Source organism: Nostoc mirabile CHAB5784 (assembly GCF_020829645.1).
GTDB lineage: Bacteria > Cyanobacteriota > Cyanobacteriia > Cyanobacteriales > Nostocaceae > Nostoc > Nostoc mirabile.
Map to the genome: position 1 here is coordinate 1 of NZ_JAIVFS010000002.1, position 14,260 is coordinate 14,260.

The window sequence follows — 14,260 nt, forward strand, 5'->3', positions numbered from 1 at the left end:
ACTCCACCACGTAAAGAAGCATCTGTTGCTGTTTAATACCTTAGATTATTCATACTTTTGCTAAGTCTCTGATTAACTCAGCCCTGCTGGGTCATTTTGTATAGCTTAGTCTAAACTCCAGTTAAAAGCGAACAAGTCGGGAAACCGCAAGGGCGCAGTGACTCCCCAACCTTAGTATCTTAGAAACAGATATAGGAATCATATTTGATTTCTGAAAAAATCTCGGTAGTCTTGTAATGGACTGTCTAGGCTTTAATGATTGCAAAAAAATTGTAGGTTGGGTGGAGGCTTTGCGTAACCCAACATCTAAAATGTTGCAAAAAAATTGTAGGTTGGGTGGAGGCTTTGCGTAACCCAACATCCTGATATATGTTGGGTTGCGCTCCGCTCCACCCAACCTACTAGCGTGTCAAGGCTAAAATGTTGCAATAAATTAGCGCTAATTTATTGCAACATTTTAGCCTTGACACGCTACTACGTGCATTTCAAAAATCAAATACTAGTCCTATACCTCGAAGTCGTGTTGAGGTACTTCAAAGTCGTGTTGAGGTACTCCAAAGTCGTTTTGAGGTACTTCAAAGTCGTTTTGAGGTACTCCAAAGTCGTTTTGAGGTACTTCAAAGTCGTTTTGAGGTACTCCAAAGTCGTTTTGAGGTACTTCAAAGTCGTTTTGAGGTACTCCAAAGTCGTTTTGAGGTACTCCAAAGTCGTTTTGAGGTACTTCAAAGTCGTTTTGAGGTACTCCAAAGTCGTTTTGAGGTACTCCAAAGTCGTTTTGAGGTACTTCAAAGTCGTGTTGGAGTACTTCAAACTTTGTCGCACCGCGATCAAGTACACAGGTGCGACGCGCTACACCAGTTTTATTTTTTAGCCTTAACCCAAGCGTATTGCTCTAAAGTATAGGGTTTAGTGAGACTTCTTGAATGCTGTCAAAATTGGGCAATGAATCTTTCACTGCTTCTTCAGTAACTTGTGTGCGATGGCACCGTTTGGCAAACTGACAATAATCACAGGTTTTGCTACCCTCCACCACTTGAGGAAACTGCTGGTTATTTTGGTAATTTTCCAGCCAATTAGTTAACTGGCTTAATAGTTGATTAAGTTTCTTTGCTGTTTGTGTATGTTGAACAGTATTGTAATTAAACTTAATATTTTGCGGTTTCCCCTCAGATTGGACAAACCAGTAAGTCATCGAAATATTTTCTGGCAAATAGTCGCTAGTTTCTGCCAATACATAGAGATAAAGCCGTGTTTGCCAGTTGGATTCTAACTTGCGTTTATTAGGTGGTTTAGGATAAGTTTTCCAGTCGAGAATTTGCGCTTGTTGGTTATCTGCAATCAATAAATCATAGACAACTGTCAGCAAATAGTCCTGAACTTGCAGAGTTCGGTAGTGTTCACTCTCACGAAAAGTTTGGTTGTCAGATGCAGGCGTTAAAATTTCTGGGGCAGCATCAGCAAAAGCTAGCATCCAGCTTTGCAGTTTAGCATCTGCTTGCAGGAAACTATCAATTGGCAAACCCATTTCTCGCTGCTGCATTAGCAAGTGAAAGCGACTACCCAAAGTTTGTCGTTCTTCTTGTTCTGGATTTGAGGGTGAATTTAGTTGTTCTAGGTAAGTATGTTGGAATTTACGCGGACAAGCTTCTAGTAAGTTAAGTTGTCCTTGAGACAGTCGCAGTAGTTGAGTGGGAGTTGACAGCATTCTTCTATTTTAGAAGCGATCGCTTTGGATAGAGAAACGATGCCCGTTAGCCAGGAAAAGCAATCAAGTTGCTATGAGGGATTACTTGATTGCTTGATAGGAGTGGTAAACTAACTATGGAATTGCTTTGTCTGAGTTAATTTTGGGCTGTTTCTCTGGATTATATGCACAGATTGCGATTCTGATTGGTTGTTAATGTACTCGGCGATTCGGACACCTGCCCCAATTACTTGGGCGATCGAGGCTATGATTGCGAATGCAGCTACGATCCGGTCTAACATAGAAACTTTATGGTTAGGGTCTTGCTTTTGGGATTTTGCTTTGTCTTGCATATTGTGGCTTAATGTTGTTTTGTAACTTCATAGCGGGTTAACTTAACCCATACTCACATTCTGATTGCCAAAGCCAAAAACCCACAAGTCAGCGAAATCAAGGATTATTAGTCAAATCAATAAAACTGAAGTTCAGTAAAGTTCAGTTTAGACTAGAAAGTAAATTTTTACCTTTTGCTAATCATGGACGTTGAAGAAGCTCTGACTTTTGCAGATGGCTTGGTTTCTGATAAGGAAAGTAAACGACTGAATGATTTGCAAAGGGACATATTCCGGGGAGCTTGGCAAGGTAAAAGTTACAAAGAGATTCACCAGAATTGCTCTTATCGCTGTGGTGTTGACCATATTATGCGAAATGTTGCCCCCAAACTATGGGAGCTTCTTTCCAAAGTGTTAGGGGAAAAAGTTACTAAAAATACTCTTCAGGCTGTACTGGAAAGAACTTGCAAACAGAAATCCCAACCAGTCAAACCCTTACTACCTCAAGCTATAGAAGAATATAAAGTAACGACTGCTAATAACCGCCAGGATTGGGGCCAAGCGCCTGGTATGAGCTTTTTTTCTGGACGTTTTGCAGAACTGTCTCAACTTCAACAGTGGCTCATCAAGGATAACTGCCAACTAGTGGCAATATTGGGAATGGGGGGAATTGGGAAAACTGCTTTATCTGTGAAACTGGCAAAGGAAGTTCAGGAGAATTTTGAGTCCTTGATTTGGCGAAGTCTCCGCAATGCTCCACCTATCAAAGAACTCTTAGCAGACATTATCCGGTTTTTATCTGATGAGAGAGAAACGGAGTTACCAGAAACTGTAAATGGTAGAGTAACGCTGCTGATTAATTATTTACGAGAGCGTCGTTGTCTTGTGGTATTTGATAATACAGAGACAATTTTACAAAGAGGCGATCGCGCCGGACAATATAGACAAGAATATGAAGATTATGGTCAACTACTTAGACGAATAGGGGAAGAACCACATCAAAGCTGCTTGGTGCTGACATCTCGTGAAAAACCAAAAGAATTTGCTCCTTTAGAGGGAGAAGCATCACCAGTCAGAACATTATCGTTACTCGGCTTAGGAGAAACAGAAGGGCAAAAAATTCTCCAAGATAAAGGCTTGTTTGGCTCACAACAAGAATGGGCCAAGCTAGTTGAGAAGTATTCAGGCAATCCTTTGGCATTAAAGCTAGTTTCTGAGCAAATTCGGGAGTTGTTTGGTGGTGATATCGCTGGCTTTCTGGCTAAAGGAGAGATAATTTTTGGTGACACCCGGAATTTACTAGACCAGCAATTTGAGCCTTTGTCAGAGATCGAAAAAGAAATAATCTATTGGCTAGCAATCAAGCGCGAGTTAGTTTCTCTAGACGAATTGCTAAATGATATTGTGCGTCTCTTGCCTAAAAGGGAAATACTAGAAGCGCTAGAATCTCTACGGAGGCGATCGCTAATTGAACAAAGAACGGCACTTTTCACCCTCCAGTCTGTGGTCATGGAATACATGACTGACAGACTAGTTGAACAGGTTTGTCACGAAATTACCACTTGTGATATTAAACTATTTATCAGCCATGTTTTAATGGAAGCTACGGCAAAAGATTATATTAGAAACACTCAGATTACCCTGATCCTTAAACCAATTATAGGTAGGTTATCAACTATTTTTAGATATGCTAAAAATATTGAACATCATCTATATCAAATTTTATTGTCCCTGCGACAGATTCCCCAAACAGCAGGATATGCAGGTGGAAATCTGTTAAATATTCTTTGTCAACTACAAATTGATTTTAGCGGCTATGACTTTTCTAATCTGACTATTTGGCAAGCATATTTACAAAGTGTGAATTTGCATCAGGTAAATTTTACCAATGCTGATTTAGCTAAGTCTGTTTTTGCAGAAACATCAGTTAGTATCTCGTCAGTAGCATTTAGCCCGAACGGAAAACTTTTGGCTACGGGTGATGCTGATGGCAAGACTTACTTGTGGCAAGTTGACGATGGAAAGCTACTTTTTGCCTGTACTGGTCATAGCAGTTGGGTAAAATCAGTTGCCTTCAGTCCCGATGGTCAAACTTTAGCTAGTGGCAGTGATGACCAAACAGTGAAGTTATGGGATGTTCGTGACGGTAAATGCCTGAAAACCTTGCAGGAACATAGCAATTGGGTCAGATCGGTTGCCTTTAGCCCCGATGGTCAAACTTTAGCTAGTGGCAGTGAAGACCAAACAGTGAAGTTATGGAATGTCCACACTGGAAAATGTCTGATAACTTTGCAGGGGAATACCAATCGAATTATGTCAGTTGCCTTCAGTCCCGATGGTCAAACTTTAGCTAGTGGCAGTGAAAAGCAAACAGTGAAGTTATGGGATGTCCCCAATGCTGAGTGCTTGATAACCTTGCAGGGGCATAACAATTGGGTAAGGTCAGTTGCTTTTAGTCCCGATGGTCAAATTTTAGCTAGCGGTAGTGACGACCAAACTGTGAAGTTATGGGATGTTCATGACGGTAAGTGCCTGAAAACCTTGCAGGGACATACCAATCGGGTATGGTCAGTTGCTTTCAGCCCCAATGGTCAAACCTTAGCTAGTGGTGGTGACGACCAAACGGTGAAATTATGGGATGTCTGTAATGGTAAGTGCCTGAAAACCTTTCTGGGACATACCGATCAGGTACGGTCGGTTGCTTTCAGTCCCGATGGTCAAACTTTAGCTAGTGGTAGTAAAAACCAAGCAATGAGGTTATGGGATGTCCATAATGGTTACTGCTTGAAAGTGTTGAAGGGGCGGCATAGCAATCGGGTAAGGTCAGTTGCCTTCAGTCCCGATGGTCAGACTTTGGCTAGTGGCAGTGAAAAGCAAACAGTTAAATTATGGGATGTCCCTAACGATAAGTTACTCAGAATTTTGCAGGGGCATAATAGTTGGGTACGGTCAATTGCCTTCAGTCCTGATGGTCAAATTTTAGCTAGCGGCAGCGAAAAGCAAACAATTAAATTATGGGATCTTCAGACGGGACAATGCCTCAAAAGGTTACAAGAACATACCAATCGAATTAGGTCAGTCGCCTTCAGTCCTAATGGTCAAATTTTAGCTAGCGGCAGTGACGACCAAACGGTGAAATTATGGGATGTCTATAGGGGAAAATGCCTGATAACTTTGCAAGGGCATACCAGTTGGGTAAGATCAGTAGCCTTTAGTCCCGATGGTCAAACTTTAGCTAGTGGCAGTGAAAACCAAAAAGTGAGGTTATGGGATATCCACACGGGAGAATGTGTCAAAATTTTGCTGGGACATAGCAATCGGATCAGGTCAGTTACTTTCAGCCCAGATGGTCAGACTTTAGCTAGCGGCAGTGATGACCAAACGGTGAAGTTATGGGATGTTCATAATGGTAAGTGCTTGACAACTTTGCAAGAACATACAAATCGAGTCTGGTCAGTTGCCTTTAGTCCTGATGGTAAGACTTTAGCTAGTGGCAGTGAAGACCAAACGATAAAATTATGGGATGTTCATCATGGCAAGTGCATTAAAACTTTGCAGGGGGCCAATTGGGTGCGGTCAGTTGCCTTTAGTCCTGATGGTCAAACCCTGATTTGTGGTAGCCAAGATGAGACAATTAAGCTTTGGGATGTATTGACAGGTGATTGCCTAAGAACACTGCGATCGCCACGACCTTACGAAAAAATGAATATCACCGGGGTTACAGGGTTAACGGCAGCGCAGTTAGTGACGCTAAAAGCTTTAGGGGCAGTGGAAGATGGAGAGCAAAAATAAAAGGTAAAAGAATGAACTTTGCCTTTTTACTTCATCCTTTTACCTTTTTTATGTACCTGATGCTTATTTCATGTTAGCCCTTGCGTCCTTCACTGCGGCAAAGAAAAATAATCCTGTGAGTGGAATGCTCAATGCCAGGATAATCGCAGTGGTCGTGAAACCAAAATCTGGTCGTCCGTAACTGAGTTCAAAAATCGAACCGACAGCCGCGATCGCACTTACACAAGAACCACCCAGAAATAAACCGCTTTTTGGAGTTAAATACACTACTAGCCCCCTACCTATGTTATTGGTTTCACCGCTTGATACGAGAAGCCATTCTTAGATAGCTCCTGGACTAAAGTCAAGGAGTTTTCCACACGGTCTACAAATACCACGCCGTTAAGGTGATCCATCTCGTGCTGAATGCAGCGTCCCAGGAGGTCATTAGCTTTTAATGTCCGGGGACGACCGTATTCGTCTTTGTAGGCAATTTCTACGACTTCGGGGCGCTTTACGTCTAGATATACGTTGGGAATACTCAAGCATCCTTCTTGGGCTACGGAGATGTCGCGGCTTACTTGTTTAATGGTGGGGTTAATCAGCACCAAAGGTGGATTAGCTGCGTTCTCTGGTTCCAGGTCGATGACAATTAGTTGTTTGTGAATTCCCACTTGGGGTGCAGCCAAACCAATGCCATCTTTGCTATACATAGTTTGCAACATTTCGCACACCACTTGGCGGAGTTCGTCATCAACTTTCGCAACTCGCTTTGCAGCTTGACGTAGGACGCGATCGCCTAAATAATGAAGCTCCAAAGGTGGATTTTTTAACTTTTTTTTCTCTACAGCAATTTCAGAAGGCATGGTCTTTATGGCTAGATGGTGAAAATTCCTACTACTTTAATTCTATAAGACTCATATTTGATTTTTGAAATACATATAGGGGAGCCAGTGTTTTGCGGAGGTTCCCGACGCTCGATAGCGTTAGCGAAGCAGTAGCGTTAGGGACTTCCAAATAAAAAAATACTCAAAAATTAACGAAAAAGCTCTCTCCTCCTCATTCCTCTGTGTTCTCTGTGTCTCTGTGGTTCGTTTATTTGGGTAATTTATTTCTTGGAAGTCCCTTAGCGATAGCGCAGCGTTAGCGATAGCGCAGCGTTAGCGATAGCGCAGCGTTAGCGAGGAACGAGCGTCGGAACGAGCGTCGGAACGAGCGTCGGAACGAGCGTCCGTTTCGCTCTAAGCGAACGTGAGTCCATCTCGTAGAGAAGATAACTAAATATAGCCAAAAATCTTTAGTCTACTTCAGTAGACTTTAGCTGTTAGCCTAGAACTTTAGTTCTAGGCGGGTGAGTCAAGCCGAAAGTTAAGCTGTTTCTAAGCTTTTGTTGACACCAATACCCTACAGGTGTACCTCACGTAAACGAGAACCGCTATATCAATCTTAGTTAGACCTAGTACCAATCTCCAAAATAATTCTAGTGAAGTCACCTTGCACCATCCTTGGAGTCATAATTTTATCTAGGGTTACGTCATCAAACAGTACTTTTCAAGCTTCTGAGGCTCACCTAATGTGAAATTGATTGTAAGTCGTTTGACAGCCCATTTCTGACTCACATCTGATTGCAACTAGGATTCCTATACAAAATTTTTCTTAGTAAAAAGACTTCTTCAATCTATTTTTTATTGATGAAAACCCATGTTTAACAATATTTTCTCGCATCCTCACCACATTCATTGACTAAATATAATAAAGACTTAAAACGAAGACCAACTATTTGTTCATAGAGGGGATTAATTTTACACAAAGGTGGAATCTGGAATAGAGTCCGACCGAAAACTGTAACAGTTCTTTCAAAAGGGCAATTGGAGGGAATTACTTTGCACAAGAGTTTGGCTAGATGATAATCATGTATTTCTATAGACTCAAGTTGATATCGGATCTGGCTTAATAAGTTATTATCCAAGTTGGCTTTATTTAAGAAGTTCATAATTTAAAATTCCTTCAATCAATCTTGTTTGTTCCTTTAAAGTTACAACTATCCTCAGATACTAAACATCGTAAAATTACCAAACTATTTTTCCCCTTTTTTAAAGTCAGTTGTAAAAACAGTAAAATTGCTTAGAAACCAGAACAGGTAGCCAATTGTTATCAATAACTGTAAGAGCGACAGTGAGTGTATCTATGGTAAATGGCACGAAGATAAGGTAAATGGTCGAGACAGCAAGAGGGTACAGGAGGAAAGGAGCAGGAAGCAATTATAAAAGCTGATGTATTGGCAAACTTTGCACTATTGACTATAAATAGTGGTGTTATTGACGCAAAGACGCAAAAGCTGAACTTAACGCCAAGGCGCTAAGTTCATTCAAATATCAATACGCTTGGGTTAAGGATAATCGTAGGTTGGGTGGAACTTAAGTGTTACCCAACAAACCCGCGAAAATGTTGGGTTTCGTTCCTCCACCCAACCTACGCAGTTTATGGTTTTTGGCGCTAACTGAACTGTATTGATTCAAATATTGAGGTGATGTGTGTTTAAATCTCTTACCAAACTTGACTATCTGCTCAAAGAAACTTTTCTCGGTTTACTGCGGGGAGGTTGGATGAATTGGGCAGCTGTAAGTACTGTAACAGTGTTACTGTTTTTATTCGGCTTGAGTTTGCAAACCTCTTGGCAAGTCGAAAAACTCCTCTACCAGTTTGGTAGCCAGCTAGAAGTATCAGTTTATCTCGAACCGGATACGCAAGTCGAAACTATTGAGCCACTGATCGCAAAAATGCCAGAGGTAGCGGCGATACAAAGCATTACCAAAGAGCAAGCTTGGACTAAGTTAGTTAAGGAAATGAGAATTTCTAATATTGAGGGGGCTACGCAGCAGCTAGGTGAGAATCCTCTGGTTGATGAGATGAAGGTAAAAGCGCGTAATTCTCAAGTTGTACCAACTTTAGCAACACAGTTGGCTAAATTGCCGGGAGTTGAGACGGTGCAGTATGTGGATGAAGCAGTTAAACGCATTGCCCAATTGCATCAAGGTCTGAACTGGATTACTTTAACAATTACAATTATTTTGACTTTAACAGCGATCGCAGTGACTACCACCACAATTCGGCTGATTGTCATGGCGCGACGCCAGGAAATTGAAATTATGCAACTAGTGGGAGCAACCAGAGCTTGGATTTACCTCCCATTTATTTTACAAGGAATTACCTTCGGTTTGGTTGGTGGTGCGATCGCTTGGAGTTTCATTTCAGTGATTCAACAGTTTCTCGGTAAGTTGCTAGCCAATCAACCTGAGTTTATTCAAGCTATCACCAACGGGGTGCAACTCACTCCAGCCCAAATTTTACTCTTGCCCCTGATTCTCTTGAGTTTCGGTGCAGCTGTAGGATTAATGGGAAGCTTATTCGCTGTCCGACGTTTTGCCAAAGGTTAGTCATTAATCATTGGCCATTGCAAAGGACAAATGACAAATGACTAATGACAAAACCTTATGAAATCGCAATGGGAATGTTTTCTGCAAAATCTCGGTGTATGGGAAGGTTCATTTACCAACTTTTCTCCCGAAGGTACACTTCTGAGCGAGACTCCTAGCCGTCTTTCTCTAGAAGGTTTGAACAATAACCAGACAGTGCTACTAACTCTGAGCCGTTCGGGAAGAGATGATGTAATCAGAGAATTTAGGTCTGTGGGAGGGGGTCTGTTATTGTTTGAAAATGGTTCATTTTCTGAGGGTTTAATTCAGCTAGGGCCATTTTCAGAATTCGGTGCAGAACTCGCTTTTGTTCATGGAAATCACCGCTTACGTCTGGTGCAACTGTTTGATAAGACTGGTAATCTAAGTAGACTAGTTCTAATTCGAGAACATCTAGCCACAACCCCAGCAGTAGAACGTCCACCTTTGCAGATAAATGATTTGTTGGGACAATGGCAAGGCCAAGCAGTAACAATATATCGAGATTTGCGTTCGCCTGATATTTACTCTACAACTTTGAAAATACAACTTGATGATACTGGGCGATTAATTCAAACTACCTCTTTTGGCGATCGTACAATTACCTCAACTGCTACCATTAAAGGTTCCATCGTTCTCTTTGACCAAGATCCCCAAAAGCAAGTACAAGTATTATTGTTACCTGATGGCGCTTCTGCAACTTCTTCTCTAAAGGTGCAATTACGTCAACCCTTATTCTTGGAAGCGGGTTGGTTAATCCAGTCAAATCTGCGCCAGAGGATGATTCGCAGGTATAACGATAAAGGCGAATGGGTTAATCTAACATTAGTTACTGAAGAAAGGGTATAAGAGACTTGTCGGGAAATAACGATAAAGATATCTGAAAGTACTGCTAAACATAGCTTACAGCCATTTTAATTAAAATTTCCCAAAACGCTAGCTGCATAAGATTTCAAAGATTTCTAGTCTTATTTCCCGACAACTCTAAGGAATTTGAGAGTGCGAGAGCATTTGCTTGTTGAGCGAGAGCATTTGCTTGTTGAGCGAGAGCATTTGCTTGTTTGGAAGTAGGTACGGTACTCTCTCTTTTTTCCAACGTCATCAACAATTGGTCTGACAAGCTTAATTTACCTGGTCGGGAAAGTTTTTTGTTTTGTTGCCTTTTGCGGTAGGGCGATGCCTCAGACTCTCCAGGGTCTAATCCAATACGCTTGGGTTAACTCAGAACTTGCACCAGTCCCACGACCGCCTCAGAATGAATTCTGAGGCTTATAGCTAAAGTCTATCTATTGAAGACTAAGTAAGGGTTTTAGTCCACTTGAGTGGACTTGGGCTATTAGCCTGGGAATTTATTCTCAGGCGGGATAGGCAGGTGCAAGATATAACTTAAGGCTAAAAACTTTTGGCAAAGTCAAGTTTTTTAACGTAGACGCTGCATCGGCTTGCCGCAGGCTACCACAGAGGCGCAGAGAAGCCAGTGCGCCCTTGCGGTTAAGAGACTTGAAGCAACTGGCGCGGCACTGAGAGAAGAAATAAATGCTTAACTGAACTGTATTGGGGTCTAATCTTACCTTATCTCGAAGGCGTTCAACAATCTCACGGCTTGCAACTTGTCGAACTTCCAGCCAAGAAGCAGTTTGAACTTCAGAGGTTTTAGGAACGGGAGGATCGATATCGGTAAGCTCACAATATACCGCTTCGGGAATGGTGACCGGAACCGACTCATGATACAGAGCAAGTAAATTTATTTATGGAGAAGGAAAAAATATGTATGTAGTGACGCACAGCGCGTTCGCCTTTGGCGTCTCGTAGAGAGAAATACGAAGTCATGCGTTGTTATGTAGCTTGACGCACGGACTTGCAATGCTCATGCAGGCTTTACAGTTATCCGAAATGCACCGACGTTATCTGAGTACCAAATAAGTGGAATTGATTCTTGAGGTATTTTGTAAAGACCACTACCATTGCTAGCTAGCTTATCAGAAGCTTTGACTAGAGCGGCAAAATACTCTTTTGAAGCATCAACTTCCGAAAGTGGAGATATGATTGCATCATTAATAATAAATGTCAACCATCCGTCTCTTACCGCAGTTAATGTTGACTGGTTAAGCTTTGTAACAGCTTCTAAATCATTCAGTTTTAAACCGGACTCATTTAAAACTTTAACTGGATCTTTTGTTGCTAGAGATTGATCAGGTTTTTTTGATTTTGTCCCTGGAAGCACTACTGCCAACAACATACCCCAGTTCAAGTCGTTGCGAAGTTTACACTGATCAAGACGGAATGGACTTTGAATATCTTCTCCATCTGGGCCAGTCCAATTTCGACGAAAGACTTTATCGTTCTTAAGTCGCTTTTCGACTGGTGGAGATCCATAGCGTTGCTTATCTTCGCTAGGAACTTTTCCACTATCCATATTTTGAACTATGAAATACCTTACTTGGTCTATAAAATTAACAATTTGATCTGATGCAAGATGGACACGTCCTTCGGATTCTAAAAGCACCTTTTCACCTTTCTCTAGATAAATTCCTGAATTTTGTAATCCAGCGGTTGCATCGATTGTCACATGACCACCTAAAGTGCTGTTATTTACGAATAATGGATCTCGTTCTTTGGCAATGCCAGCAATGAATGCAATAACGATAAGTGTTAATAAGAAAAGAGTTGTGATAATGAAAACTCTTTCTCTTTGTCTTGGATCTGCATTCCTGAAAAATATGAAGGCAACAAACGTAAAAACGAGTGCAATCAGCGCAAGTATCCCAAAAGGATTTCCTGATTTTTCGATAATTACGGGAATATTTTGTATAAGGCTATCCACATTACCTCTCTACATAGACTATTGGAATGTTTTTCCTACTACACATTTATATCAAAGAACAAGGACGTTCCAACGCTTGCTTAAGTAGCATTTGATATTCTTCATCCTCAACCCGATAAGCCCCAAACCTCTGCAAATGTGGATTCATCATTTGGGCATCAAAAAACACAAATTTCCTCTGGCGCAATCTTTCCACCAACTTTACCATCGCTACCTTCGAGCCTTCAGGAATCTGGTAAAACATCGACTCGCCAATAAAAGCCCCACCAATAACAATCCCTAAAATTCCCCCAGCTAATTCGTCACCCTGCCAAGTTTCAAAACTAAAAGCATAACCACTTTGGTAAAGTAGCCAATAAATCTTTTGTAATTCCGGTGAAATCCAAGTTGTTTCGCGGTTAGCACACCCAGCCACCACAGCTTGAAAGTCCCGATTAATAGCCACACTAAAACGCTCTTGATTCAAGACACGCTGCAAAGACTTAGGGTAGCGAAACCGTTCATCCAAAGGAATAAAAGTCCGATCGCAACTTCCGTACCAACTCAGGCGATCGCTATCATCAGCCATGAGAAAATAGCCTTGTGCATAACCCTCAACAATAGCCGCGATATCATATTGCATAAATAAATATAAAAAAACACTCTTAGAAACGCAATTCGATCCTATCAATCATCCTCAGCGTTCCTCTGCGTTTCCCTTTGCGTCCCTCTGCGTTTAAAATAAAAAAAATGACTCAACCAATTCCACCCATTACCCTACCACCGCCTGAAAACCCTCTGCTCGAAGGTGAATGGTTACGAGAACGCTTACAACGGTGGCTAGATACAGAATTTATCCCCGAAGCAGTCAACCAAAACATTGCCCAACGAGCCGCACAGATTTTTGTGCGTCAACGGATGGAAGGAGAAAACGACCTTGGTTCTCTGGTAATTGCCATTGTCACAGAGATGCAGTCGTATGATTTTTCCAATAGCTTCTACGGAGAGTTTGCGATCGCTAACGCCGTCAGCGATCTACTCTTAGAAAGTCTAGGAATTGATAAGTGTTGTGGTCAATAATATTTTGTCATTTGTCATTTGTCCTTTGTCATTTGTTCTTTACCAATGACTAATGACTAATGACTAATGACTCTTAACTACCAACTAGACTTAACAACTCCAGGCAATAGACCTTCATGCGCCCATTCTCTCAGCACGTTCCGAGACAACCCAAAATCGCGGTAAACACCTCTAGAACGACCAGTCAACCAGCAACGATTGCGGTGGCGGGTGGGCGCACTATTCCGGGGTAGCTGTTGAATCTTCCGGTGGACTTCCAACTTATCTAGGGGAGATGCTGCACTTTTGAACTCTTCCAGAAGAGCTTCCCGCTTGTCAGCATACTTTTCTATCAACCTGGTGCGCTTTTTCTCGCGCTCAATCAAGCTCTTTTTTGCCATATATTCTCTAACTTATTTAAAGACACCGTTTTCCATTCTACAGTCTCTCCATCAATTCTGGGGTTACTTGTGTCCCTTACCTTACAACCACTGGCTTATTAGCAGCAGGACATAAATCGGCAAGTTCACAAGCAATGCAAACGGGAGAGCGTGCTTTACAAATAGCACGACCGTGATAAATCAGGCGAATTGACCAATTTTCCCAATCAGGCTGTGGCAATAAACCCATTAAATCTTGCTCAATCCGAACGGGGTCTTTTGCTTGGGTTAAACCCAAACGTTCACTGAGGCGCTTGACGTGAGTATCTACCGTCACCCCAACATTAATGCCATAACCATGACCCAAGACTACATTTGCTGTCTTCCGCGCCACACCTGGAAGCTTTAATAATTGCTCCATTTGGTTTGGCACAACAGAGTCAAATTCGCTAACAATCATTCGACAGGCGGCTTGAATGTTCTTGGCTTTATTGCGATAAAACCCTGTTGAACGCACCAAGTTTTCTAATTCTACCAAGTCAGCGATCGCTAAACTCTCAGCATCAGGAAACCGATCAAATAAAGCTGGTGTCACCTTATTCACCCGCTCATCAGTACACTGAGCAGAGAGAATCGTTGCCACCAACAATTGTACTGGCGTTGAGTAGTTCAAAGAGCAAGTAGCATCTGGATAAAGACGCTTCAGCCGAGCTAAAATTTCTATCGCCCGTTGCTTTAAAGGTAAAAGTTTCTTTTCCCTATTCCCCACTCCCTAC

16 protein-coding genes are annotated in these 14,260 nt (G+C 41.9%); 5 read left to right on the top strand and 11 right to left on the bottom strand.

Translation table 11 applies throughout. From position 1 onward, the window contains the following. The first annotated feature begins 463 nt into the window (after positions 1 to 463). The gene (locus tag LC653_RS01845; RefSeq protein ID WP_229492331.1) at positions 464 to 871 is read left to right on the top strand and encodes a hypothetical protein; all 408 of its coding nucleotides are present in this window, start codon (positions 464 to 466) and stop codon (positions 869 to 871) included. A 21-nt stretch (positions 872 to 892) separates the two neighbouring features. Here the strand turns inward: LC653_RS01845 and LC653_RS01850 are convergent, their stop codons facing one another. Together LC653_RS01850 and LC653_RS01855 are read right to left on the bottom strand one after the other, a co-directional pair. Beyond that, positions 893 to 1,705 carry a PD-(D/E)XK nuclease family protein gene (locus tag LC653_RS01850; protein ID WP_229492332.1) on the bottom strand — a complete coding sequence of 271 codons (813 nt, stop codon included), beginning with the start codon at positions 1,703 to 1,705 and terminating at the stop codon, positions 893 to 895. Between the two features lie 110 nt (positions 1,706 to 1,815). Further along, complete coding sequence (locus LC653_RS01855; protein ID WP_229492333.1) at positions 1,816 to 2,037, bottom strand: hypothetical protein; 222 nt, start codon at positions 2,035 to 2,037, stop codon at positions 1,816 to 1,818. Between the two features lie 183 nt (positions 2,038 to 2,220). Between LC653_RS01855 and LC653_RS01860 the strand changes: the two genes are divergently transcribed. Beyond that, positions 2,221 to 5,808, top strand: a complete 3,588-nt coding sequence (locus LC653_RS01860) for a WD40 domain-containing protein (RefSeq protein ID WP_229492334.1) — start codon at positions 2,221 to 2,223, stop codon at positions 5,806 to 5,808. A gap of 63 nt (positions 5,809 to 5,871) precedes the next feature. On the opposite strand, the gene LC653_RS01865 is transcribed toward LC653_RS01860, so the two are convergent. From LC653_RS01865 to LC653_RS01875, 3 genes are all read right to left on the bottom strand, one after another. Further along, positions 5,872 to 6,075: a hypothetical protein gene (locus tag LC653_RS01865; protein ID WP_100899691.1), complete on the bottom strand. Its 204-nt coding sequence runs from the start codon at positions 6,073 to 6,075 to the stop codon at positions 5,872 to 5,874. A 14-nt stretch (positions 6,076 to 6,089) separates the two neighbouring features. After that, positions 6,090 to 6,653, bottom strand: a complete 564-nt coding sequence (def, locus tag LC653_RS01870; RefSeq protein WP_229492335.1) for a peptide deformylase — start codon at positions 6,651 to 6,653, stop codon at positions 6,090 to 6,092. A gap of 839 nt (positions 6,654 to 7,492) precedes the next feature. Continuing rightward, positions 7,493 to 7,780: a Mo-dependent nitrogenase C-terminal domain-containing protein gene (locus LC653_RS01875; RefSeq protein ID WP_229492336.1), complete on the bottom strand. Its 288-nt coding sequence runs from the start codon at positions 7,778 to 7,780 to the stop codon at positions 7,493 to 7,495. Between the two features lie 541 nt (positions 7,781 to 8,321). On the opposite strand from LC653_RS01875, the gene LC653_RS01880 reads away from it, so the two are divergent. Both LC653_RS01880 and LC653_RS01885 read left to right on the top strand, forming a co-directional pair. Next, positions 8,322 to 9,224, top strand: a complete 903-nt coding sequence (locus LC653_RS01880) for a cell division protein FtsX (protein ID WP_229492337.1) — start codon at positions 8,322 to 8,324, stop codon at positions 9,222 to 9,224. A 57-nt stretch (positions 9,225 to 9,281) separates the two neighbouring features. Beyond that, positions 9,282 to 10,091 (top strand): DUF3598 family protein, encoded by an 810-nt coding sequence (locus LC653_RS01885; RefSeq protein WP_229492338.1) that lies wholly within the window; start codon positions 9,282 to 9,284, stop codon positions 10,089 to 10,091. Positions 10,092 to 10,194: 103 nt separating this feature from the next. Here the strand turns inward: LC653_RS01885 and LC653_RS01890 are convergent, their stop codons facing one another. The 4 genes from LC653_RS01890 to aat form a co-directional block, all read right to left on the bottom strand. Continuing rightward, positions 10,195 to 10,362 carry a hypothetical protein gene (locus tag LC653_RS01890; protein WP_229492339.1) on the bottom strand — a complete coding sequence of 56 codons (168 nt, stop codon included), beginning with the start codon at positions 10,360 to 10,362 and terminating at the stop codon, positions 10,195 to 10,197. A gap of 235 nt (positions 10,363 to 10,597) precedes the next feature. Continuing rightward, on the bottom strand, positions 10,598 to 10,990 hold the full coding sequence (locus tag LC653_RS48255) for a PIN domain-containing protein (RefSeq protein ID WP_504828423.1): 393 nt from the start codon (positions 10,988 to 10,990) through the stop codon (positions 10,598 to 10,600). Positions 10,991 to 11,109: 119 nt separating this feature from the next. Further along, on the bottom strand, positions 11,110 to 12,066 hold the full coding sequence (locus LC653_RS01895; RefSeq protein WP_229492340.1) for a hypothetical protein: 957 nt from the start codon (positions 12,064 to 12,066) through the stop codon (positions 11,110 to 11,112). A gap of 46 nt (positions 12,067 to 12,112) precedes the next feature. After that, positions 12,113 to 12,688, bottom strand: a complete 576-nt coding sequence (gene aat / locus LC653_RS01900) for a leucyl/phenylalanyl-tRNA--protein transferase (protein WP_229492341.1) — start codon at positions 12,686 to 12,688, stop codon at positions 12,113 to 12,115. 107 nt (positions 12,689 to 12,795) lie between these two features. Between aat and LC653_RS01905 the strand changes: the two genes are divergently transcribed. After that, positions 12,796 to 13,125, top strand: a complete 330-nt coding sequence (locus LC653_RS01905) for a DUF8822 family protein (RefSeq protein WP_012410384.1) — start codon at positions 12,796 to 12,798, stop codon at positions 13,123 to 13,125. A gap of 77 nt (positions 13,126 to 13,202) precedes the next feature. Here LC653_RS01905 and rpsN read toward each other — a convergent pair whose 3' ends face one another. Both rpsN and nth read right to left on the bottom strand, forming a co-directional pair. After that, positions 13,203 to 13,505 carry a 30S ribosomal protein S14 gene (gene rpsN / locus LC653_RS01910; RefSeq protein ID WP_229492342.1) on the bottom strand — a complete coding sequence of 101 codons (303 nt, stop codon included), beginning with the start codon at positions 13,503 to 13,505 and terminating at the stop codon, positions 13,203 to 13,205. Between the two features lie 76 nt (positions 13,506 to 13,581). Continuing rightward, complete coding sequence (nth, locus tag LC653_RS01915; RefSeq protein WP_229492343.1) at positions 13,582 to 14,253, bottom strand: endonuclease III; 672 nt, start codon at positions 14,251 to 14,253, stop codon at positions 13,582 to 13,584. Between the last annotated feature and the right edge of the window lie 7 nt (positions 14,254 to 14,260).